General features: G+C 66.7%; 18 protein-coding genes and 1 other RNA gene. 2 read left to right on the top strand and 17 right to left on the bottom strand.

Annotation, left to right across the window (positions count from 1 at the left end):
- Positions 1-38 precede the first annotated feature (38 nt).
- From HEQ16_16065 to HEQ16_16130, 14 genes are all read right to left on the bottom strand, one after another.
- Positions 39-674 carry an exopolysaccharide biosynthesis protein gene (locus tag HEQ16_16065; protein ID MCO4055532.1) on the bottom strand — a complete coding sequence of 212 codons (636 nt, stop codon included), beginning with the start codon at positions 672-674 and terminating at the stop codon, positions 39-41.
- 5 nt (positions 675-679) lie between these two features.
- Positions 680-1,504 (bottom strand): TIGR00282 family metallophosphoesterase, encoded by an 825-nt coding sequence (locus HEQ16_16070; protein MCO4055533.1) that lies wholly within the window; start codon positions 1,502-1,504, stop codon positions 680-682.
- Positions 1,505-1,658: 154 nt separating this feature from the next.
- Positions 1,659-2,249: a 5-formyltetrahydrofolate cyclo-ligase gene (locus HEQ16_16075; protein MCO4055534.1), complete on the bottom strand. Its 591-nt coding sequence runs from the start codon at positions 2,247-2,249 to the stop codon at positions 1,659-1,661.
- 60 nt (positions 2,250-2,309) lie between these two features.
- A non-coding RNA gene (ssrS, locus tag HEQ16_16080) (6S RNA) lies at positions 2,310-2,466 on the bottom strand.
- A gap of 43 nt (positions 2,467-2,509) precedes the next feature.
- Positions 2,510-3,739: a phenylacetate--CoA ligase gene (locus HEQ16_16085; GenBank protein MCO4055535.1), complete on the bottom strand. Its 1,230-nt coding sequence runs from the start codon at positions 3,737-3,739 to the stop codon at positions 2,510-2,512.
- A gap of 11 nt (positions 3,740-3,750) precedes the next feature.
- Positions 3,751-4,440, bottom strand: a complete 690-nt coding sequence (locus HEQ16_16090) for a zinc metallopeptidase (GenBank protein MCO4055536.1) — start codon at positions 4,438-4,440, stop codon at positions 3,751-3,753.
- Positions 4,441-4,472: 32 nt separating this feature from the next.
- Positions 4,473-4,892 (bottom strand): nuclear transport factor 2 family protein, encoded by a 420-nt coding sequence (locus HEQ16_16095; GenBank protein ID MCO4055537.1) that lies wholly within the window; start codon positions 4,890-4,892, stop codon positions 4,473-4,475.
- Complete coding sequence (locus HEQ16_16100; GenBank protein ID MCO4055538.1) at positions 4,889-5,728, bottom strand: ABC transporter ATP-binding protein; 840 nt, start codon at positions 5,726-5,728, stop codon at positions 4,889-4,891. The genes HEQ16_16095 and HEQ16_16100 overlap by 4 nt, the downstream gene beginning before the upstream one ends.
- A 113-nt stretch (positions 5,729-5,841) precedes the next feature.
- Positions 5,842-7,167: an ABC transporter substrate-binding protein gene (locus tag HEQ16_16105; protein ID MCO4055539.1), complete on the bottom strand. Its 1,326-nt coding sequence runs from the start codon at positions 7,165-7,167 to the stop codon at positions 5,842-5,844.
- Between the two features lie 88 nt (positions 7,168-7,255).
- Positions 7,256-8,335, bottom strand: a complete 1,080-nt coding sequence (locus HEQ16_16110; protein MCO4055540.1) for a branched-chain amino acid ABC transporter permease — start codon at positions 8,333-8,335, stop codon at positions 7,256-7,258.
- 13 nt (positions 8,336-8,348) lie between these two features.
- On the bottom strand, positions 8,349-9,293 hold the full coding sequence (locus tag HEQ16_16115; protein ID MCO4055541.1) for a branched-chain amino acid ABC transporter permease: 945 nt from the start codon (positions 9,291-9,293) through the stop codon (positions 8,349-8,351).
- A gap of 187 nt (positions 9,294-9,480) precedes the next feature.
- Positions 9,481-10,296 carry an ABC transporter ATP-binding protein gene (locus HEQ16_16120; GenBank protein MCO4055542.1) on the bottom strand — a complete coding sequence of 272 codons (816 nt, stop codon included), beginning with the start codon at positions 10,294-10,296 and terminating at the stop codon, positions 9,481-9,483.
- Positions 10,296-12,290 carry a long-chain fatty acid--CoA ligase gene (locus HEQ16_16125; GenBank protein MCO4055543.1) on the bottom strand — a complete coding sequence of 665 codons (1,995 nt, stop codon included), beginning with the start codon at positions 12,288-12,290 and terminating at the stop codon, positions 10,296-10,298. The genes HEQ16_16120 and HEQ16_16125 overlap by 1 nt, the downstream gene beginning before the upstream one ends.
- A gap of 255 nt (positions 12,291-12,545) precedes the next feature.
- A complete protein-coding gene (locus HEQ16_16130; GenBank protein ID MCO4055544.1) occupies positions 12,546-16,070 on the bottom strand; it encodes an indolepyruvate ferredoxin oxidoreductase family protein in 3,525 nt (1,174 codons plus the stop codon).
- Between the two features lie 327 nt (positions 16,071-16,397).
- Between HEQ16_16130 and HEQ16_16135 the strand changes: the two genes are divergently transcribed.
- On the top strand, positions 16,398-17,096 hold the full coding sequence (locus HEQ16_16135) for a DUF1007 family protein (protein ID MCO4055545.1): 699 nt from the start codon (positions 16,398-16,400) through the stop codon (positions 17,094-17,096).
- Positions 17,087-18,097 carry a nickel transporter gene (locus tag HEQ16_16140; GenBank protein MCO4055546.1) on the top strand — a complete coding sequence of 337 codons (1,011 nt, stop codon included), beginning with the start codon at positions 17,087-17,089 and terminating at the stop codon, positions 18,095-18,097. The genes HEQ16_16135 and HEQ16_16140 overlap by 10 nt, the downstream gene beginning before the upstream one ends.
- Here HEQ16_16140 and HEQ16_16145 read toward each other — a convergent pair.
- Genes HEQ16_16145 through nthA form a run of 3 tightly spaced genes read right to left on the bottom strand, consistent with a single transcriptional unit; the run spans position 18,094 to position 19,749 of the window.
- Complete coding sequence (locus tag HEQ16_16145; protein MCO4055547.1) at positions 18,094-18,456, bottom strand: nitrile hydratase accessory protein; 363 nt, start codon at positions 18,454-18,456, stop codon at positions 18,094-18,096. The genes HEQ16_16140 and HEQ16_16145 overlap by 4 nt on opposite strands.
- Before the next feature lie 4 nt (positions 18,457-18,460).
- A complete protein-coding gene (gene nthB, locus HEQ16_16150; GenBank protein ID MCO4055548.1) occupies positions 18,461-19,120 on the bottom strand; it encodes a nitrile hydratase subunit beta in 660 nt (219 codons plus the stop codon).
- The gene (gene nthA, locus HEQ16_16155; protein MCO4055549.1) at positions 19,117-19,749 is read right to left on the bottom strand and encodes a nitrile hydratase subunit alpha; all 633 of its coding nucleotides are present in this window, start codon (positions 19,747-19,749) and stop codon (positions 19,117-19,119) included. Before nthA ends, nthB begins: the two co-directional genes overlap by 4 nt.
- Positions 19,750-19,770 lie beyond the last annotated feature (21 nt).

Consider the following 19,770-nt stretch of genomic DNA (forward strand, 5'->3'; position numbering starts at 1 on the left):
ATAGCAAAGGCGCGCCGTGTTGGAAGCACCGCCGCGCGCTAGGCCACAATGCCCATGAGCGCGAGGATGCCGGCATAGGCGAGGCCGCCCACCACGATGGTGGTGTAAGTCAACCCCACGAAGCCAATGGCCGCGCCAAGCGCCAGGCAGGCCCCGTCCTCCTGCGCCACCGCCAGGGAAATCAGGATCAGCGCCACCGCCGGCGGGAAGTTCGTGCCCGGAAAAGGAATGATGATGGAGACGGCGCACAGCGCCGCGAACAGGCCGATCACCCGGTCCATCACCGGGGAGAACAGGAAGGTCCAGCGCGGCCTCAGGATAGCCTCGACGCGCTTCATGCGCGGCTCGACTGCGCTCACCATCCGCACCAGCGTGGCCCGCTGCATGGTCTTGGCCTCGATCGAGCGCGGCAGCCAGGGCTTGGGCCGCCCGAGCATCATCTGGAAGGCGATGAGCAGCAAAGGCACGCCGAACAGCGCGCCGATGCCCGGAACCGGCACCATGTTGGGCAGGCAGAACAGGATGAGGAGCAGCCCGAACGCCCGCTCCCCGAAGGCGGCCACCATGTCGCCGATGCTGATGCTGTCAGCCTGCGTGCTGTCGACGAGGCTGCGCAGGATGGCGCTGGCCCGCGCATGCTCATGCTCGGCGGCGCTGTGGCTGATCGGTGCCATCGTGCTCATGCCTCCCAGAAAGCGGGGCGCTGCTCGACGAGATGAGGCCCGACGCGCACGGGCGAGACATGGACGGCAAGGCCGGTGCGGTCGTCGATCTCCACGGCCACGCCGCAGAGCGTGCCGTCCCCGCCCGCCGGCTCCCAGCGCTGGAGCGGCGTCTTCTGGATCATGCGCCGGATCGGCTCGTGCCTGTCGAAGCCGATCACCGACTGATAGTCCCCGCACATGCCGGCATCGGTCTGGTAGGCCGAGCCGCCGGGAAGGATGCGCGTGTCGGCGGTGGGGACGTGGGTGTGGGTGCCGACCGTGAGCGAGACGCGGCCGTCGAAGTGCCAGCCGAAAGCCTGCTTCTCGGAGGTGGCCTCGGCATGCACGTCGAGCACGATCGCGTCCACCACCTCCCTGAGAGGCGCCTGCGCGATGGCCTCCTCGGCGGCGCGGAACGGATCGTCAAGCGGCTCCATCTCGATCCGTCCCATCACGTTGACCACCAGCACGCGCTGCCCTGCCTGTGTCTCGATCATCGTCGCGCCCCGGCCGGGCGTTCCAGGCGGATAATTGGCAGGGCGCACAAGGCGCTGCTGGCGCTCGATGAAGACGAGCGCCTCGCGCTGGTCCCAGGCATGGTTGCCGAGCGTCACGGCATCGGCGCCCGCATCGAGGATCTCGTTGCAGATGGCCTCCGTGATGCCGAAGCCCGCGGCAGCGTTCTCGCCGTTCACCACCACGCAGTCGAGGCTCCAGCGCTGGCGCAAGTCAGGCAGGCGCTCCGCCAGCGCGACACGGCCAGGCCGGCCCACGACATCACCAAGGAAAAGAAGACGCATGGGGACGGGCGCTCGGCTGCAGGAAGGTGGCAAGACATCTGGCTGCCAAGGACCGCAAACCGGCCCATGACTGGAAGGCAGACATGGGCCCGTCACGCCGAAACGTCAACGCATCAGCCCGACACTGCGGGAAACCGGAATGCGCCCGACAGGTTCAGGGGAACCTCAGCACCCCCGCCTCCGTGACGATGGCGTCGAGATGCTGGTCATGCGCCTCCGTGGGCACGGCCTCGACCTGCTGCGCCGCATAGGCGACGCCGATGGCGAGAAGCGGCCCCCTCGCCCGCAGAGCCGCGATGGCGCGGTCGTAATGGCCCTTGCCGTAGCCGATGCGCCGGCATTTCACATCGAAGGCGAGCAGCGGCACGATCAGCACGGCGGGCTGCACGACCGGCGCGTCCTCGGGCGGCGCCAGCGTGCCGAAGCCGCCCGGCACGATAGGCTCCCAGGGCGTCCACTGCCGGAAAGTGAGCTCGCTGGCAAAGGCGCTGACGTTCCGAAGCATCGCGGGCAGAGCCAGCGGCACGCCGCGCTCCTTGAGCCCCACCATCACCGGACGCGGATCCGCTTCGGATCGCATCGGCCAGTAGGCCGCGACAGGCCCCGCAATGCCGCCCAGCAGGTCGAGGCCCAGCACCCGCTCGGCGATTTCCTGATCCCACTCCAGCCGGTCATCCAGCTCCAGCCCGTCGCGCCGTGCTGCAGCGGCGGCGCGCAGGATGGATTTTGCGGTGGCATCGGCCATGACGGCGCCCTTGAAGGAGAACAGGCCGGCTGACAGCGAGCGCCGGCAGGAAGGGAAGGTTGCGGAGCCGCCATGGCCGTTGGGTTTTCGATCCCGGGACACCTACAATGTAGGTGGGCGCCGTTTGTCCTGGCCCACGGGCCAGGTCAGGAACAGCTCCCGGACGGATCAATAAGGGCCCGGGGATACATTTCCCTGACGAACCGGGCAGCCCCGCCTGGTCAATGTAGGCGCTGGAGACGCCCCTGTGAAGGGCGCGCTCATCCCACCGGGCGTTCGTCGGCGATCACCTTGCCATCCTTGGGCAGGGCGCCGAGCGGCACCAGCTCCACCTGACCCTTGAGCTTGGTCACGCCCTGAAGCGTGGCCGAGAGCGCATCGACGAAGCCCTTCGGCTCGTCATAGAGTTCCGCGCGCAGGGTCATGGTGTCGAGTTCGTTGGCCCGGCCGATCACCAGCCTGAGCTTGGCGATCTCGGGGTGGCGGCGCGCGATTTCCGCCACCTGCTCGGGGCGCACGAACATGCCCTTGATCTTGGCGGTCTGGTCGGCGCGTCCCATCCAGCCCTTGATCCGCATATTGGTGCGGCCGCATGGGCTTTGGCCCGGCATGATCGCGGTGAGGTCGCCCAGCGCGAGCCGGATCAGAGGGTGGCGCGGATCAAGGCTGGTGATGACGATCTCGCCCACCTCGCCATCCGCCACCGGATCGCCCGTGCCTGGGGTCACGATCTCGAGCAGGACGCTCTCATTCAGCACCAGCCCGGAGCGGGCGGCGGTCTCGTAGGCGATGATGCCGAAATCGGCTGTGGCGTAGGATTGGTAGGCGTCGACGCCGGCCTCCTTCACCCATGCCTGAAGGGAGGGCGGAAAGGCCGCGCCCGACACCACCGCCCTGGTGAAGGCAGGAGGCTTTCCGGCCGCGCGAGCGGCCTCGATCAGGATCTTCAGGAAATCCGGCGTGCCAGCATAGGCGGTCGGCTGGAAGGCCTTGATGACCTCGAGCTGCTGCTCGGTGTTGCCCGGGCCCGCCGGAATGACGGCGCAGCCTGCCGCCCGCGCGCCCGAATCGAAGATGAAGCCGCCGGGCGTCATATGGTAGCTGAAGGTGTTCAGCACCACGTCGCCGCAGCGCAGCCCGGCCGCGAAGCAGGCCCGGCCCGCGCCCCACGGGTCGGGCTTCGCCGCCTCGGGCTCGAAGATCGGCCCGGGCGAGGTGAAGAGGCGTCCGAACTCGCCGGGCGGGCCGGGCACGAAGCCGCCAAAGGGCGGATGCGCCTTTTGCAGGGCCGGCAGGTCGGATTTGCGCAGGATGGGCAGCGCGGCCAGCGCCTTGCGCGACTTGATGTCGTGCGGATCGATGCCCTTGAGCCGCTCCGCATAGCCGGGCGTGGCCTGCGCGGCGGCGATCGCCTGTTCGAGCCGTCCCAGCAGCTCGGCCTCGCGCGCCTCGGGCGGGCGGGCTTCCATCTCGTCGAAAAATGTCGCCATTTGCATCCTCGTCAAAAGCGCACGATCCTCAGCCAGCGCATCACGTCTAGCACGGTCGCCAGCGCCGAAGCGACATAGGTCCAGGCCGCCGCCTTCAGCACATGGCGCGCCGCCGGCAGGTCCTCGCTGGCCAGATAGCGCCGTTGCTCGAGGATCGGCAGGGCCTTGCCGAAGCTGGCGTCTATCTCGATCGGCAGCGTGACCAGATGCACCGCCACGCGCACGAGCAGAAGCAGCAGCCCCAGCGCCAGTTGCAGCGCGATCAGCACAGGTGCCTTTATGATGAGGCCCAGCACAGGCGCAGTGACCAGGACGATGGTGGCGACGCGGTCCACCCACACCACCTTCTGGACCACGGCCATGCGGCGCATGAAGCCTGGCTCCTCCCGCGCATGCTGGAAGGCGTGGCTGACCTCATGCGTGGCGACCGCCACCGCTGCGATGGACTTGCCGTGCAGATGGGGTGCGGTGAGCCTCACCACCCGCGCATGCGGATCATAGTGGTCGCCCTGGTCGGTTTCCTCGATCGCGACGTCGCCAAGCCCGGCCTCGTCGAGCAGGTGCCGCGCCAGTTCCCCGCCTGTGCCGGGCAGGTCGGGCCGGTCCTGGCCATGCAGCCTGAGCGCGCGCTGCACCCAGAGCTGGGGGCCGAACACCAGGGCCAGCAGGAGAAGTACACCAAGCGCGATGAGGAAGGGCATGGACGCTCATGTGACAGCTGTGACGACAGCCATCAAGCCGCCTTCGCCAGCGCCCGCGCGAAGGCAGCGCTGTCAGGGAAGACCTCGTAAGCCGCCACCATGCCATCGCGGAAGGTGAAGAGATTGGCGCCGCGCAGCCTGAGCTCTTCACCGGTGGCGCGCACCCGCCAGTGTCCGTCCAGCACCAGAAGCGCCTTGTCGGCCGTCATCATGCGTTCGGCGGTCTCGACGCTCAGGATCTCGAGCGCCTGGCCCACGCTGGCGAAGAAGGCGAGCGCCGCCCGCCGGCCGCGATGTTCCCCGGCCCATGGCACGAGATCGGGCGGGCCGTTCCAGCGCAGCACGATGTCGGGGGCGGCGACCTGCGCGAAGGCGTCGAGGTCGCCGGCCTTGAGCGCGGCATACCAGCGGGCGAGTATCTCGCCGGTGGGCGCGGCCGATGCCTCGTTCACGCCAGCCAGCGCTTCCGGCGCTTGTAGCTCTTCACCTCCCGGAAGGACTTCTTCGTCCCTTCGGCGACGCCGAGGTAGAACTCCTTGACGTCCTCGTTCTCGCGCAGCGACTTGGCCTCGCCGTCCATGACGATGCGGCCCGTCTCCATGATGTAGCCATAGGTCGCGTATTTCAGCGCCATGTTGGTGTTCTGCTCGGCCACGAGGAAGGACACGCCTTCCTCGCCGTTGAGGCGCTTCACGATCTCGAAGATTTCCTCGACCACCTGCGGCGCAAGTCCCATCGAGGGCTCGTCGAGCAGGATCATCTTGGGCCTGGACATCATCGCCCGGCCGACCGCGCACATCTGCTGCTCGCCGCCCGATGTGTAGCCCGCCACCGAGGTGCGGCGCTGCCTGAGGCGCGGAAAGAGCTCATAGATCTTCTCGAGGTCGCGCTTGATGGCGGCGTTGCCGTCGCGCCGGGTGAAGGCACCGGTGAGGAGGTTCTCCTCGATGGTGAGATGGCCGAAGCAGTGCCGGCCTTCCATCACCTGGATGCAGCCGCGCCTGACCAGCTCATTGGGGCTCATGCGGTCGACCCGCTCGCCCTCGAACTCGATCGAGCCTTTGGTCACCTCTCCGCGCTCCGCCTTGAGCAGGTTGGAGATGGCCTTGAGCGTCGTCGTCTTGCCCGCCCCGTTCGCGCCAAGGATCGCGACGATGCCGCCGCGCGGCACGGTCAGCGACACGCCCTTCAGCACGAGGATCACATGGTCGTAAATCACCTCGATGTTGTTGACCGACAGCACTGTGTCGACAGTGGCCTGGGGGGCTATGGCTGTGGCGGTGGACATGGGCACTCCGGCAGTGGGCAGCAGGCAGCGGGCAGTCGAAAGCTGGCGTCCGGCGATGGCGGTGGGCAGCCTTGACGACTGCCCACTGCCGATGGCCGACCGCCCGGTTCACATCACGAGTTGTTCTGGCAGGCTTCCGTACGGGCTGGCCAGCCGGCGTTCGATGTCGCGAAGGCCTTGGCGGCCTCCTCCAGCAGCGGGCGGACCATCTCCTTCTGCGGCTGGACGTCGGCGGACTGCCGCTTCCAGGCCTTGCCGTCCCACTCCATCACATAGACGGCCGACTGGCTGTTGTGGTCGGAGCAGGTGACGCGGACCGGCGAGGCGAAGCCGGGCGCGCCGGCTGCGGCCCACCTGGCCTCGGTCATGTTGAGGGCTTCAAGGCCGCGCCTCATGTCCTCGCCGTTGATCACCTTCTTGCCGGTGATCGCCTGCGCGTTGCGGATGGCTTCGGCAATCAGGATGCCCTGATAGACGCCGCGGTTATAGAGGTTCTCGCCAACCTTCTCCTTTGGAGCGAGCGACTGGCCGCGGTCCACCACATGCTTGATGATGTCCTGGATCACGGGGAAGTTCGCGCCGGTCTGGTGCCAGTTCAGCGCCCGGTAGCCCTTGGCAGCGTCGCCTGCCGGGCGGGCATCGTCGTCGCCGCCGGCCCACCACACGCCGACCAGGCGGTTGACAGGGAAGCCGCCGCGCGCCGCTTCACGCACCGCGGTGGGGTTCATCGCGCCCCAGCCCTGGTTGTAGACCCAGTCGGTGCGGTCGCGGCGGATCGAGAGCCAGACCGAGGACTGGTTCTGCATCTCGGCCGGGGCCACAGGATAGAGCTTGAGGTTGAAGCCGTGCTGCTTGGCCATGTTCTCGAGGATCGGAATCGGCTCCTTGCCGAACGGCGCGTCGAGGTGAAGCAGGCCGATTGTCTTGCCCTTGAGCTTGTCGAACCCGCCTTCCTGCTGGGCCACATGCTGGATGAAGGCGTTGGCCCCGTCCCAGTAGGTGATCGGCATGTTGAACACCCATGGGAAGACATCGCCCACGGCCGAGGCCGAGAGGCCGTAGCCCATCGAGAAGATCGGGATCTTGTCGAGATGCGCGCGCGGGATGGCGGCAAGCGCCGCGCCCGTGGACCATGGCACGTAAAGCACAGTGCCCTTGGCCTTGCCCTGCTCGTAGCATTCCACCGAGCGGCGGGTGTCGTAGGCGGTCTCGCATTCCTCGAAGTTGATGCGCACGCCGCCGATGCCGCCATCGCGGTTGTTCAGCATGGTGAAGTAGTCGCGCGTTCCGTCGCCGACCGGGATGCCCGAACCCGAGAAGGCGCCGGTGCGGTAGGTGTTGTGCATGAAGTAGATCGAGTCCTGCGCCTGAGCGGCGAAGCCCGATCCGAGCGTGGCCGCGGCGAAGGCCGCCCTGATCGCAAGCTTTTTCAACGTCATCTTGTTGTCCCTCCGGTCAATGTTGGCCTTTCAGCATCCGGGTTTGTCCCCACCCGGCAGGCTGATCCTGAATCAGGCATGGCCTTCCCTAGTAGGGGAACGGCCAGACCCTGAGTTTCTGCTTCGCGATCTGCCAGAGCCGCGCGAGGCCGTGCGGCTCGACGATCAGAAGATAGATGGTCAGCGCGCCGATGATCATCAGCACGATCTTCTCGGCGGTGGCGCCCGTGATCGCGATGCCGATGGCGGGGGCGCCGAACTTGAGGATGGTCGGCAGCGCCACGATGAAGGCGGTGCCGAAGAACGAGCCGATCATCGAGCCCGTGCCGCCGATGATGACGGCGAAGAGGATGAGGAAGGACAGCCTGATCGCGAACTCCGTGCCCGCCTCCGCGCCGCCCAGATAGAGGAAAACGAACATCGCGCCCGAGACGCCGCAGAAGAAGGACGACACCGCGAAGGCCATCAGCTTGGCGTTGAGCAGCTTGATGCCCATCAGCTCCGCCGCGATGTCCATGTCGCGCACCGCCATCCAGGAGCGGCCGATGCGGCCATGCACGAGGTTGGACGCGAGCCATGTCATGCCGACGACGAAGCAGAGGCAGATGAGATACTTCACCTCGAGCGAGGCGGTGGGGCCGGTGATGGGGATGCCGAAGAGCGTGCGCAGCGGCACCTCGATGGCGCCCGACGGATTGTAGTTGAACAGCCACGGAATGCGCACGAAGGCCCATTGCAGGAAGAACTGCGCCGCCAGCGTCGCAACCGCGAGGTAGAGCCCCTTGATTCGCAGGGACGGCAGGCCGAAGAACACGCCCACAGCCGCCGAGAAGAAGCCCGACACGAAGATCCAGATCAGGATGTTCACATCCGGGAAATAGGTCGTCAGCTTGTAGCACGCATAGGCCCCCACGCCCATGAAGCCGGCGGAGCCCAGGGAGATGAGGCCGGTGTAGCCGGTGAGGATGTTGAGCCCGATCACCGCCACCGAAAGCGCGAGAAAGGGCAGCATGATCGTCTTGAGCGTGAACTCGCTGGTGACGAAGGGCACGACAAGGAAGGCGATGGCGAGGATGATGGCGATCCCGATCCGGTCCTGCCGGATGGGGAACATCGCCATGTCGGCGGCGTAAGTTGTCTTGAACTGGCCGGTTTCGCGATAGAACACGGGTTTTCTCCGGTCAGATGCGTTCGATGATCTTCTCGCCGAACAGCCCTTGCGGACGGAACAGCAGGAAGCCAAGCGCGATGACATAGGCGAGCCACGTCTCGATGCCGCCGCCGAGCAGCGGGCCCCAGTAGCCTTCGCCCATCTTCTCGCCGATGCCGATGATGAGCCCGCCGACGATGGCGCCGGGCACCGAGGTGAAGCCGCCGAGGATCAGCACCGGCAGCGCCTTCAGCGCGATGATCTCCAGCGCGAAGGACACATCCGAGCGCGCGCCCCACATGATGCCCGTCACCAGCGCGACGACGCCGGCGGTGAACCAGACGATGACCCAGATCTGGTTGAGCGAGATGCCGACGGAGAGCGCCGCCTTGTGGCTGTCCGCGACGGCGCGGAGCGCGCGGCCGATGCGGGTGTACTGGAAGAAGAAGGCGAGGCCCGCGATCATCAGCGAGGCGATGACGGCGGCCGCCACGTCGAGATGCTGGATGTTGACCCGGCCGCCGAGGATGTTGAACTGGGTCGAGCCCATTGGCAGGCCGAGCTGAGCGGTGATCATCACCTTCGGGTTGCCGCCGAAGATGTACTCGCCGAAGCCGATGAGGAAGTAGGTCAGCCCCACCGTGGCCATCAGCATGATGATCTCGTTCTGGTTGACCAGCGGCCGGAGCACGATGCGCTCCACCAGCCAGGCCAGCACGAACATGGTGCCGATCGCGATGAAGAGCGCCAGGATCGCCACCGCAGTGCCCGGAGGCAGGCCGAAATCGCGCGTCATGATCTCGTACGATCCGACCAGAGTCAGCGCCGAGAACACCACCATGATGCCCTGCGCGAAGTTGAACACGCCGGACGCCTTGAAGATCAGCACGAAGCCGAGAGCGATCAGCGCGTAGAGCACGCCTGCGACGAGGCCCTCCCAGATGGTCTGGACGAACAGATCCGGCAGTTCCCACATGTCGATGAAGGGAGATGCCAGCACCTTGTGGCCTGCGGAACCGCGCGGCATCGCGCCGGACTGGACCAGAACGGCCACGAGCAGGGCCAACGCGCCGAAGGCTCCTAGCACCTTGAGAAGGCCCATCATCGCCGGCGAGAGCAGAGGCTTGGCCGGAGCGGTCTGTGCGAGGGACATCAGATCATCCTCAATGCGCCACGCCGAGATAGGCGTCGATCACGGCCTGGTCCGCCTTCACCGCCTCGGGCACGCCATCGGCGATCTTGCGGCCATATTCGAGCACCACGACACGGTCGGACAGGTCCATGACCACGCCCATGTCATGCTCGATCAGCGCGATGGTGGTGCCGAAGGACTGGTTCACATCGAGGATGAAGCGGCACATGTCCTCTTTCTCCTCGAGATTCATGCCGGCCATCGGCTCGTCGAGCAGCAGCAACTCCGGCTCCATCGCCAGCGCCCGGCCAAGCTCGACACGCTTTTGCAGGCCATAGGGCAGCTTGCCCACCGGCACCTTGCGGATGGCCTGGATCTCAAGGAAGTCGATGATGTCCTCGACCTTGCGGCGGTGCTCGATCTCCTCGGCCATCGCCGGCCCATGGCGCAGAAGCTGCCAGAAAAGGCCGACATTCATCTTCAGCGTGCGCCCGGTCATGATGTTGTCGAGCGTGGTCATGCCCTTGAACAGCGCCACGTTCTGGAAGGTGCGGGCGATGCCGGATGAGGCCGCCTCGTGCGGGCGCACCTTCTGGCGGCGCACGCCCCTGTAGGTGATGTGTCCTTCCTGCGGGAAATAGAACCCGTTGATGCAATTGAGCATCGAGGTCTTGCCCGCCCCGTTGGGGCCGATGATGGCACGGACCTCACCCTTCCTGATGTCGAAGGAGACGTCCGAGATCGCCTTCACGCCACCGAAGCGGAGCGAGACATTCTCGACCGAGAGAAGGACATCGCCCTTGGCGATGCCCGATTGCGCGGCCGTCGTGGGGGACACGTGCAGCATCAGGCGGCCTTCTCCATCTTGCCCGGCTGGGCGGGTGTGGTGGCGGGAAACTGCCTGGCATCGCGCACCTTCACGCGGGCGGAGATCACGCCTTTGCGGCCGTCCTCGAAGGTCACTTCCGTCGAGATGTCCGCCTCGTCGGAGCCGTCATAGAGCGCCTTCACCAGCGGGGCGTAGCGCTCCGCCACGAAGCCGCGGCGCACCTTCTGCGTGCGGGTCAGTTCGCCATCGTCCGCGTCCAGTTCCTTGTGGAGGATCAGGAAGCGCCTGATCTGCGCCGCCGCCATCATGGGCTCGGCGGCCAGCAGCGCGTTCACCTCGTCCACATGGGCGGCGATGATGTCGTAGACCTGCGGATGCTGGGCCAGTTCCTGGTAGGAGCCATAGACGACATTGTTGCGCTCGGCCCAGTTGCCCACGGCGGTCAGGTCGATGTTGATGAATGTCGTCACGAAAGCCTCGCCCTGCCCGAAGGCGACGACCTCCTTGACGTTGGGGAAGAATTTCAGCCGGTTCTCGATGTATTTCGGCGCGAACAGATCACCCGATCTCAGCTTGGAGACATCCTTGGCGCGGTCGATGATCTTGAGATGGCCCGTGCCCACCTCGAAGAAGCCGGCATCGCCCGTGCGCACGAAGCCGTCGGGCGTCATCGTCTCGGCGGTCTTCTCGGCATCCTTGTAGTAGCCGATGAACTGGCCCGGCGAGCGATACAGGACTTCGCCCGTGCCCTCCTCGATGCGGATCTCGACATTGGGCGTGGCCGGCCCCACCGTGTCGGCGCGTATCTGCCCGTCGGGCTGCGCGGTGACATAGAGAAACGCCTCCGTCTGCCCGTAAAGCTGCTTGAGGTTCATGCCGAGCGAGCGGTAAAACGAGAACAGCTCCGGCCCGATAGCCTCGCCCGCCGTGTAGGCGGTGCGCACCTTGGAAAAGCCGAGCGCATTCTTGAGGGGCGCATAGACCAGCAGATTGCCCAGCCCGTAGGACAGCCGCGCCGTGACCGGCACCGGCTCGCCGTTGAGGATCTTCTCGCCCCACTGCTTCGCCACGGCGATGTAGTGGTGGAACATCTTCTTCTTGAGGCTGCTGGCATCCTCCATGCGGATCATCACCCGCGTCAGCAGGTTCTCGAACACGCGCGGCGGTGCGAAATAGAAGGTCGGCCCGATCTCCTTGAGGTCCGCCTGCGCAGTGTCGGCGCTTTCCGGGCAGGCCGTGCAGAAGCCGGCGACGAGCCCCTGCGCGAAGTTGAGGTAATGATCGCCCACCCAGGCCAGCGGCAGATAGGCGAGCACTTCGTCGGTGTCGTTGAGTCCGTCGAATTTGACCGTGTCGGTCGCCGCCGCGATGGAGCGGCCGGCCGAGAGCATGACGCCCTTCGAGCGGCCCGTGGTGCCTGAGGTGTAGAGGATGATCGAGAGGTCATCGCCCTTGCCCGCATCGATCTGCGCATCAAGCGCCGCCCCGACGTCAGGCCCTTCAGAGAGGCGCGCGCGGCCCGTCGCGATCACGGACCCGATCGGATGAAGATGGGTGTGGTCGTAGTCGCGAAGCCCACGGCCCCAATCATAAAGCAGCGTCTTGAGCTTGGGCACGCGCTCGGATACGGAGAGCAGCTTGTCGACCTGCTCCTGGTCCTGCACGGCCGCGAAGCTCACCTCCGCATGATCGAGCACATAGGCGAGTTCGTCGGCAATCGCGTCGGAATAGACCGGCACCGGAACGGCGCCGATCATCTGTGCGGCCATCATCGACCAGTAAAGCCTGGGCCGGTTTGCGCCGACGATGGCGATCTTGTCGCCGCGCGCGAGCCCGAGAGCCTTCAGGCCGACGCCATAGGCCCGGACGGTCTCATAGACCTCTGCCCAGTCCCAGGACTGCCAGATGCCGAGATCCTTGTGACGGAACGCGGTGCGCGAGCCGCGCACCTGCGCGTTCCGTCGCAGCAGCTTCGGAAACGTATCCAACGCATCGGTCGCCGGTTTCGCCAACGTCCGTCCTCCCTGTGCAAGCAGGCCTTTGCGGCCCGCAATGTCGCTTGAAGCGCTCTTGTCTGGTTTCGAATGAAACCAATTGGCCGTGGGTCAAGCCCCGGCATCGCCAGACCATACTGACAAGCACGATGGGAGCAAGCCTAGACTTTGTGCGCAAATGCGCGCACCGTCCCGGCATAACCGCCGGAACCGGTGCAAAAATGAGTGGCTAACTCTGCGTAAGTCTAAAGCCTCGTCAGGCGGACAGGGCGCTCATTCCGCAGCCTGCGACAGCGGCGCAGCCGTCTCGCCGCTGCGCCAGCGCCCCATCAGTTCGGCCTCCTCGCCCTTGGCCTGCTTGAGGTGCCGTTCCTTGACATGGCCGAAGCCGCGGATCTTCTCCGGGATCGAGGCGAGGGCGACAGCGAGCGGCAGATTGCTGACGGCGAGGCCCTTGAGCAGTTCGCCCAAGAGGTCGTGGTAGTCTGCAACAAGCTGCCGCTCTGTCCGGCGCTCATGGGTGTAGCCGAACGGATCGAAGGCTGTGCCGCGCAGGCCCTTGAGCTTCGCGAGCATCTTGAATGCACCCATCATCCAGGGACCGAAGGTCATCTTGCGCGGCGCCCCCGTCACCGGATCGGCCTTGGCCAGAAGCGGCGGCGCGAGGTGGATATTGAAGCGCATCCTGTCGCCCTGGAAGGTGGCGGCGACCTGGTTGAGGAAGGCGCCATCGGTGTAGAGCCGCGCCACCTCATATTCATCCTTGTAGGCCATCAGCTTGAAGCCGTAGCGCGCCACGGCCTCGGCCAGCGCCGTGGAGCCGGGCATGACGCGCTCTTCGGCCTCGCGCACGCGGTCCACCAGCGCGGCGTAGCGCGCGGCATAGGCGGCGTTCTGATAACCCGTCAGGTGCTCGACGCGGCGCGCGATGATCTCGTCGAGGCTCTGGGACATGTGCCGCGCAGCCGTCGGAGCCTTGGCCACGCCGAGGAAGGCCGCAAGCGCCGCCGGATCATGCGCGGCCCTGCGTCCGAGCGTGAAGGCCTGAAGGTTCATCTTCACCGCTTCGCCGTTGAGCTCGATCGCCCGCTCGAGGCTGGCTCGCGAGAGCGGAATGCCGCCAAGCTGCCAAGCATAGCCCATGATGAACATGTTGGCCGCGATGGCGTTGCCGAGCAGGCCGACGGCCGCGCCCGTCGCATCAATGAAATGGCTGTGCGCGCGCCCCGCCGCCGAGAGCACCGAACGCTTGATGCGTTCGCTCGGCAGCGAGAAATCGGCATTGCGTGTGAAGTCGCCGGGCAGGAACTCCGCCGTGTTGCACAAGACCAGCGTGTCATCCTTGCGCACTGCCGCGAGCACCTTTTTCGAGCCTGTCACGATCAGGTCGCAGCCGAGCACGAGGTCGGCCTGTCCGGCCGCGACGCGGATGGCATGGATATCCTCGGGCCGGGGTGCGAGGCGGACATGGCTGAACACCGCCCCGCCCTTCTGCGCGAGGCCCGCCATGTCGATCATGCCGCAGCCCTTGCCTTCGAGATGGGCCGCCATGCCAAGGATGGCGCCGATGGTCACGACGCCCGTGCCCCCCACGCCGGTGACGATCACGGCATAGTTGCCGGTCAACGCAGGAACCACCGGCTCCGGCAGCGGGCCATTGCCCAGCCCGCCCTCATTTCCCTTCGGCACGTCCGCCTTCTTCGGCTGGGCGCCCTCGACTGTCACGAATGACGGGCAGAAGCCGTTGACGCAGGAGAAGTCCTTGTTGCAGTTCGACTGATCGATCTGGCGCTTGCGCCCGAACTCGGTTTCCAGCGGCTGCACCGAGACGCAGTTGGACTTCACGCCGCAATCGCCGCAGCCCTCGCAGACCAGTTCGTTGATGATCACCCGCCTGTCGGGATCGGGGTAGTCGCCGCGCTTGCGGCGGCGGCGCTTCTCGGTGGCGCAGGTCTGGTCGTAGAGCAGCAGGCTGACGCCCGGCACGGTGGCCAGCTCGCGCTGCACGGCTTCGAGATCGTCGCGATGATGGAAGGTCGTGGCCGCAGGCCACTGGATGCCGCTCGGATACTTGCCGGGCTCGTCGGACACCACAGCAACCCGGCCAACGCCCTCTGCAGCGATCTGCTGGGCCATCTGCCAGGGCTTGAGCCCGCCTTCCGCCGCCTGCCCGCCCGTCATGGCCACGGCGTCGTTGTACAGCAGCTTGTAGGTGACGTTGACGCCCGCTGCGACCGCCCAGCGGATCGCAAGCGAGCCCGAATGGGTGTAGGTGCCGTCGCCGAGGTTCTGGAAGACATGGCCCCGTGTCGAGAAGGGGGCCTCACCGATCCAGTTGGCGCCCTCGCCGCCCATCTGCGTGAAGCCGTCCGTGTCGCGGTGCATCCATTGCACCATGTAATGGCACCCGATGCCCGCATAGGCGCGCATGCCCTCGGGCACCACGGTCGATGAATTGTGCGGGCAGCCCGAACAGAAATAGGGCGTGCGGCGCGCATGTTCCTGCACCTCGGCGAGCTTGCCCTGCACGGCCGCGATAGCCTCCAGTCGCCGCGAAAGATCCGCATCGCCGGCATGGCGCAGCAACCTCAGGCCCAGCGCGATGGCGATCTCGTTGGGGTCGAGCGCGCCATGGACGGGAAACAGCCACTCTCCGTTCTCGTCCTTCTTGCCGATCACGGTGGGCTGGTGCCGCGAGCCGTAAAGCTCCTCGCGCACCTGAACCTCGATCAGCGAGCGCTTCTCCTCGACCACCATGATGAGGTCGAGCCCTGCGGCGAATTCCTCGAGCACGTCGCGGCCGATCGGCCAGGGGCAGCCGATCTTGAGCAGCCTCAGCCCCAGATCGTTGGCGCGGACCTCGTCGATGCCGAGGTCATCCATGGCCTGGCGCACGTCGAGATAGGACTTGCCGACCGTGATGATGCCGATCTTTGCGTTCGGACCGCCGGAGGAGATCGTCTGGTTGATGTTGTTGGCCTTGAGGTAGGCCAGGATGGCGGCGCGCTTGTGGATGTGGAGGCGCTTCTCCTGATCGAGGAAATCGTCGGGGGTGCGGATATTCAGCCCGCCCGGCGGCATCGCGAAATCGGGAATGACGACCTTCACCCGGTCGAGCGAGCCATCCACTGAGGATGTCGACTCGATGTTGTCCTTGACGCATTTGAGCCCGACCCACACGCCTGCGAACCGCGACAGCGCGATGCCGTGAAGCCCGTAGTCGAGGATTTCCTGCACCCCGGCCGGGTTCAGCACCGGCATCATGCGGTCGACGAAGACGAACTCGGTCTGGTGCGCGTTGGTCGAGCTTTCCGCCGTGTGGTCGTCGCCCATCAGCGCGATCACGCCGCCATGCCTGGAGGTGCCGGCCATGTTGGCGTGGCGGAAGACATCGCCCGAGCGGTCCACGCCCGGCCCCTTGCCATACCACAGGGCGAACACGCCATCATGCTTGCCTTCGCCGCGCATCTCGGCCTGCTGCGCGCCCCATACGGCCGTGGCGGCCAGATCCTCGTTGAGGCCCGGCTGGAAATGGATGCTGGCGGGTTTCAGCACCTTGGCGGCGCGCAGGAGCTGGGTGTCGAGCCCGCCCAGCGGCGAGCCGCGATAGCCCGAGACGAAGCCTGCGGTGTTCAGCCCCGCGCGCTCGTCGCGGGCCTTCTGCATCAGCAGCAGCCGCGAGATCGCCTGAGTTCCCGTCATGAAGACGCGGGATTTGCCGAGGTCATACTTGTCGTCGAGCGAGACGGCTCCAGCCGGCTCGGACCGCGCGGGGCCTGTGTCCAGCGTCTTGTCCATCACCCGAACCTCCCGTCCAGACTGTGTGCGTCGCACCGCCGGTTTGCAACAGGTTAACCCCATCCCGGTCTTGTGAATATGTCAGTAATGCTGACATATTCACTGCCGCCCGTCAACGGCATTGCCACCAGGCGCCGCCGCGTTCGCCACCTTTCAGCCCCGATTTGGCGGCAAGGGATACGTAACCATCGCAACTGCGCCTGGCCTGCGCACCTTGCCTTTGCGCCTGGGGTGCCCTCAGACGCTTTCATGGCAGTTCACTCTTCGTTAACCATAAATCGTCAGCGTCGTTCCCGCCTTCTCCCAGCCATGAAGCATGCACTCGCGATGACACACGCCAAGCATCGGCCAGCCCGCAAACTCCTGCCCGCAGGCAGGCCCCGCCGCGCGGCGCGCCGCATCATCGGCGCCTGCGCGCTTGTCGCCGCCGCGTGGGCCGCGCCCGCCTCTGCGCATCCCCATGTCTGGGTCAGCGTCAAATCAGATGTGGTCTACAACGCCGAAGGCCGGGTCAGCGCAGTGCGCCATGTCTGGACCTTCGATGAGGCCTATTCGTCCTTTGCCGTGCAGGGGCTCGACAAGAACAATGACGGCAAGCTCTCCGCCGACGAGTTGCAGGAGCTTGCGCAGATCAACGTGGAATCGCTGCACGAGTTCGATTTCTTCACCTTCGCCAAGGCGAGCGGCGCGAAGCAGGATTTTGCCCAGCCCGTCGACCATGCCCTGAGCTATGAAAAGGCCCAGCTCACGCTGGTCTTCACACTGCCGCTCAAGGCGCCGTCCAATCCGCGCATGTTCACGCTCGAGATCTATGACCCGACCTGGTTCGTGTCCTTCGCGCTGGCCGATGGCGACGACGCCGTGAAGACCCCCGGCGCGCCTCAGGGCTGCGCGCGCACCGTTACGCGCCCCCGGCCGCTGGACACCGCGCAGCAGCAGCGTCTGTCGGAGGACAACTTCGCCTCACTGGGCGGAGCGAACCTTGGCGCGAGCTTCATCAACCGGGTCATGGTCGCATGTCCGTGATGCCCTCCGGGAGGGCGGCGCAGGCCGGCCTCTCCAGCCAGATCCTCGTGGCGCTGGCGGCTCTCGCCATCATGGCGGCGGGCTTCGGGCTCGTGGCGCTCTGGCTGTCCGCCGGCGCGCCGCCACCTCCGCCGCCACGCAATCCCTTCGGCGTCGGCCCGCGCGAGGCGGCCCCCTCGGCCACCGGCCTTGGCGCGCTCATCATGGACTGGCAGTCGGCCTTCTATCGCCAGATGACGGCGGCCTTGAAGGCCATCGCCGAGAGCGCTGCGGCGACGCCGACGCTGCTGGGTCTGGGCTTTCTCTACGGCGTCGTCCATGCGGCCGGACCCGGCCATGGCAAGGCGGTCATCTCCGCCTACATCGTTGCCGATGACCGCTCCGCCGCCCTGCGCGGCTTCAGCCTCAGCCTCGCCGCCGCTCTCATGCAGGCGCTTGTCGCCATTGGCGTGGTGCTCGTCTTCAGCCTGCTGCTCAAGGCCACGGGCCGCGCCGTGAACGCCGCCACACACTGGTTCGAGATGGCGAGCTTCGCGGCGGTCGCAGCGCTCGGCCTCGTCATACTCTGGCGCAAGGCGGGCGAACTGGTCGGTGCCGCGCGTGGCGAGCCGTCAGCCTGCGCGCCGGGTTGCTCGCATGCCGAATCGCTGGCGCTTGGCGCAGGGACGGCCCGGCCCTTGCGCGAGGTGGCGGGCGTCATCCTCGCGGCGGGCATCCGCCCCTGCGCAGGCGCCATCATCATCCTCGTCTTCGCCCTGTCGCAAGGCCTGCTCTGGGCGGGCGTCGCCGCGACCTTCGCCATGGCGCTCGGCACGGCGATGACCACGGGTGCGATCGCCCTGGCGGCCGTGGCCGCCAAGCACGTCGCCTTGCGCCTCGCAGCGGGCCGCGGCCAGCGCGCCGCTCTGGTCATCCGGGTCCTTGAATGCCTCGCGGCCGCCTTCGTCGCAGCCTTGGGCCTCGTCCTGGTCTCGGGCTATTGGTCGGCAAGCGCTGGCTAGAGCGCGAAGGCCGTCTCGGGATCGTTCGCGAGCGTGATGGGCGCACCATGCGGCGTCGCCTCCGCGGCCCGCGCCCATGCAGCCGCCAGCGCATCGATGCCCTCATGGCTGGAGGCGCCCTTGGCGATGGCGATGCGCTCCAACGCCTCAAGCCAGAATTCGTAATAGCGCGACCCGTCATCGGCCATGCCATGCGCCGCCACCTCATGCGAGAGCGCGGCAGCCCATTCCTCCCATGTGAACAGGCCGCGCTCATGCAGCGCGATCACCATGGCGAAGGCCTGCGCCTGCCAAGGCTCGGCAAAGACCGGCCCGGCCGCATCGCACGGCAGAGGCGCGACCGGCGCCAGGGCTTCCATGAGATCAGGCCGGCTCAAGATAGCCCTCCCAGGCGTCGATGCTGACGACCGAGGCCGGGTCGGCATCCCGTCCCCACAGCTCGCTGGCCGCGAAGGCCACGGTGTAGAGCCAGTCGGGTTGCTCGCCCATGCCATGGGCATTGCTGTCCGGAAAGACATGCGCGCCGTGAAGCAACTCGATCACGCCGACCTTGCCCCTCGCGTAGCGCGGCAGGCGCGTATGCCCGGCAGGGTTGATCACGATGGTGCGGACGCGATCGCCCGGCCTGAACCGGGGCGCGCCGGCCTTGGCCCTGTCCGTGGGACCGCCCCTGGCCAGCACGGCCGGCACGGCCTCGGCGCTGAGGACGCGGCGGGGCGCGGGAGCGGGCGAGAGGGCATGCCCCGCCGCCACCTCATCAGGCGTCACGAAGCCATGGCGCGCGAGCAGCGCCGCAAGCGCCTTGGTCCAGATCTCGTAATAGCTCGACGAGAGATAATCGGCAGGGTGCAGGCTCTCGCGCGCATGGCGGCCTTCATCGATCGACCAGTGGCCCATGGCGCCGGCGGCCAGCGTGATCGCAAGCGCGCGCTTCTCCCAGGCGGCATGGAAGATCGGCTCGTCCGATTCTGGCCTGATGGGCCCGAAGCCCATCTGGCCGCCGAGATCCTGCGCGCCGTTCATGCACTGCGCTCCCCAGGCGCCATTGCCAGCCCGGTTCCGATCATCGAATCGCGCGTCACCAGCCCGGCGAGCCGCTCCTGGCTCCAGCCGTCGGTTCCTTCCGGGCGCTGCGGGATGACGAGATAGCGGGTCTCGGCTGTCGAATCCCAGACACGGATGCGCATGGATGCCGGCAGAGCGACCCCGAACTCGGCGAGGACGCCGCGCGGATCAAGCACGGCCCGCGATCGGTATGGCGCGGATTTGTACCAGACCGGGGGCAGGCCCAGGACCGCCCAAGGATAGCAAGAGCAAAGGGTGCAAACGACCATATGGTGCGTCTGCACATCGTTGAACACGGCGACCATGTGCTCGCCCTGCCGGCCTGAATAGCCCATTTCCGCAATGGCGGCGGTGGCGTCCGACCGAAGCCGGGCGGCATAGGCGGGATCGGCCCAGGCCAGCGCCACGACCCGCGCCCCGTTGCGTGGGCCGATCCTGGTCTCGTATGTGTCGATGATCGCGTCGAGCGCGGCCGGATCGACCAGGCCCTTGGCGACGAGAATTGTCTCGAGCGCCTTCACCCGCGCCTCGGCGGACGACAGATGCGAATGATCGTGATGATCGTGATGATGATGATCGTGCGCCATGTTCCTCAGGCCTAGCTTATG

The sequence above is a fragment of the Bosea sp. (in: a-proteobacteria) genome (genome assembly GCA_023910605.1).
In the GTDB taxonomy this organism is placed as follows: Bacteria; Pseudomonadota; Alphaproteobacteria; order Rhizobiales; family Beijerinckiaceae; genus Allobosea.

What these genes read in the sequence shown, in the direction of transcription:
- HEQ16_16065 (MCO4055532.1), bottom strand. Translation starts at nt 674, where the DNA reads ATGGCACCGATCAGCCACAGCGCCGCCGAGCATGAGCATGCGCGGGCC.
- HEQ16_16070 (MCO4055533.1), bottom strand. Translation starts at nt 1,504, where the DNA reads ATGCGTCTTCTTTTCCTTGGTGATGTCGTGGGCCGGCCTGGCCGTGTC.
- HEQ16_16075 (MCO4055534.1), bottom strand. Translation starts at nt 2,249, where the DNA reads ATGGCCGATGCCACCGCAAAATCCATCCTGCGCGCCGCCGCTGCAGCA.
- HEQ16_16085 (MCO4055535.1), bottom strand. Translation starts at nt 3,739, where the DNA reads ATGGCGACATTTTTCGACGAGATGGAAGCCCGCCCGCCCGAGGCGCGC.
- HEQ16_16090 (MCO4055536.1), bottom strand. Translation starts at nt 4,440, where the DNA reads ATGCCCTTCCTCATCGCGCTTGGTGTACTTCTCCTGCTGGCCCTGGTG.
- HEQ16_16100 (MCO4055538.1), bottom strand. Translation starts at nt 5,728, where the DNA reads ATGTCCACCGCCACAGCCATAGCCCCCCAGGCCACTGTCGACACAGTG.
- HEQ16_16105 (MCO4055539.1), bottom strand. Translation starts at nt 7,167, where the DNA reads ATGACGTTGAAAAAGCTTGCGATCAGGGCGGCCTTCGCCGCGGCCACG.
- HEQ16_16115 (MCO4055541.1), bottom strand. Translation starts at nt 9,293, where the DNA reads ATGTGGGAACTGCCGGATCTGTTCGTCCAGACCATCTGGGAGGGCCTC.
- HEQ16_16120 (MCO4055542.1), bottom strand. Translation starts at nt 10,296, where the DNA reads ATGCTGCACGTGTCCCCCACGACGGCCGCGCAATCGGGCATCGCCAAG.
- HEQ16_16130 (MCO4055544.1), bottom strand. Translation starts at nt 16,070, where the DNA reads ATGGACAAGACGCTGGACACAGGCCCCGCGCGGTCCGAGCCGGCTGGA.
- HEQ16_16135 (MCO4055545.1), top strand. Translation starts at nt 16,398, where the DNA reads ATGACACACGCCAAGCATCGGCCAGCCCGCAAACTCCTGCCCGCAGGC.
- HEQ16_16140 (MCO4055546.1), top strand. Translation starts at nt 17,087, where the DNA reads ATGTCCGTGATGCCCTCCGGGAGGGCGGCGCAGGCCGGCCTCTCCAGC.
- HEQ16_16145 (MCO4055547.1), bottom strand. Translation starts at nt 18,456, where the DNA reads ATGGAAGCCCTGGCGCCGGTCGCGCCTCTGCCGTGCGATGCGGCCGGG.
- nthB (MCO4055548.1), bottom strand. Translation starts at nt 19,120, where the DNA reads ATGAACGGCGCGCAGGATCTCGGCGGCCAGATGGGCTTCGGGCCCATC.
- nthA (MCO4055549.1), bottom strand. Translation starts at nt 19,749, where the DNA reads ATGGCGCACGATCATCATCATCACGATCATCACGATCATTCGCATCTG.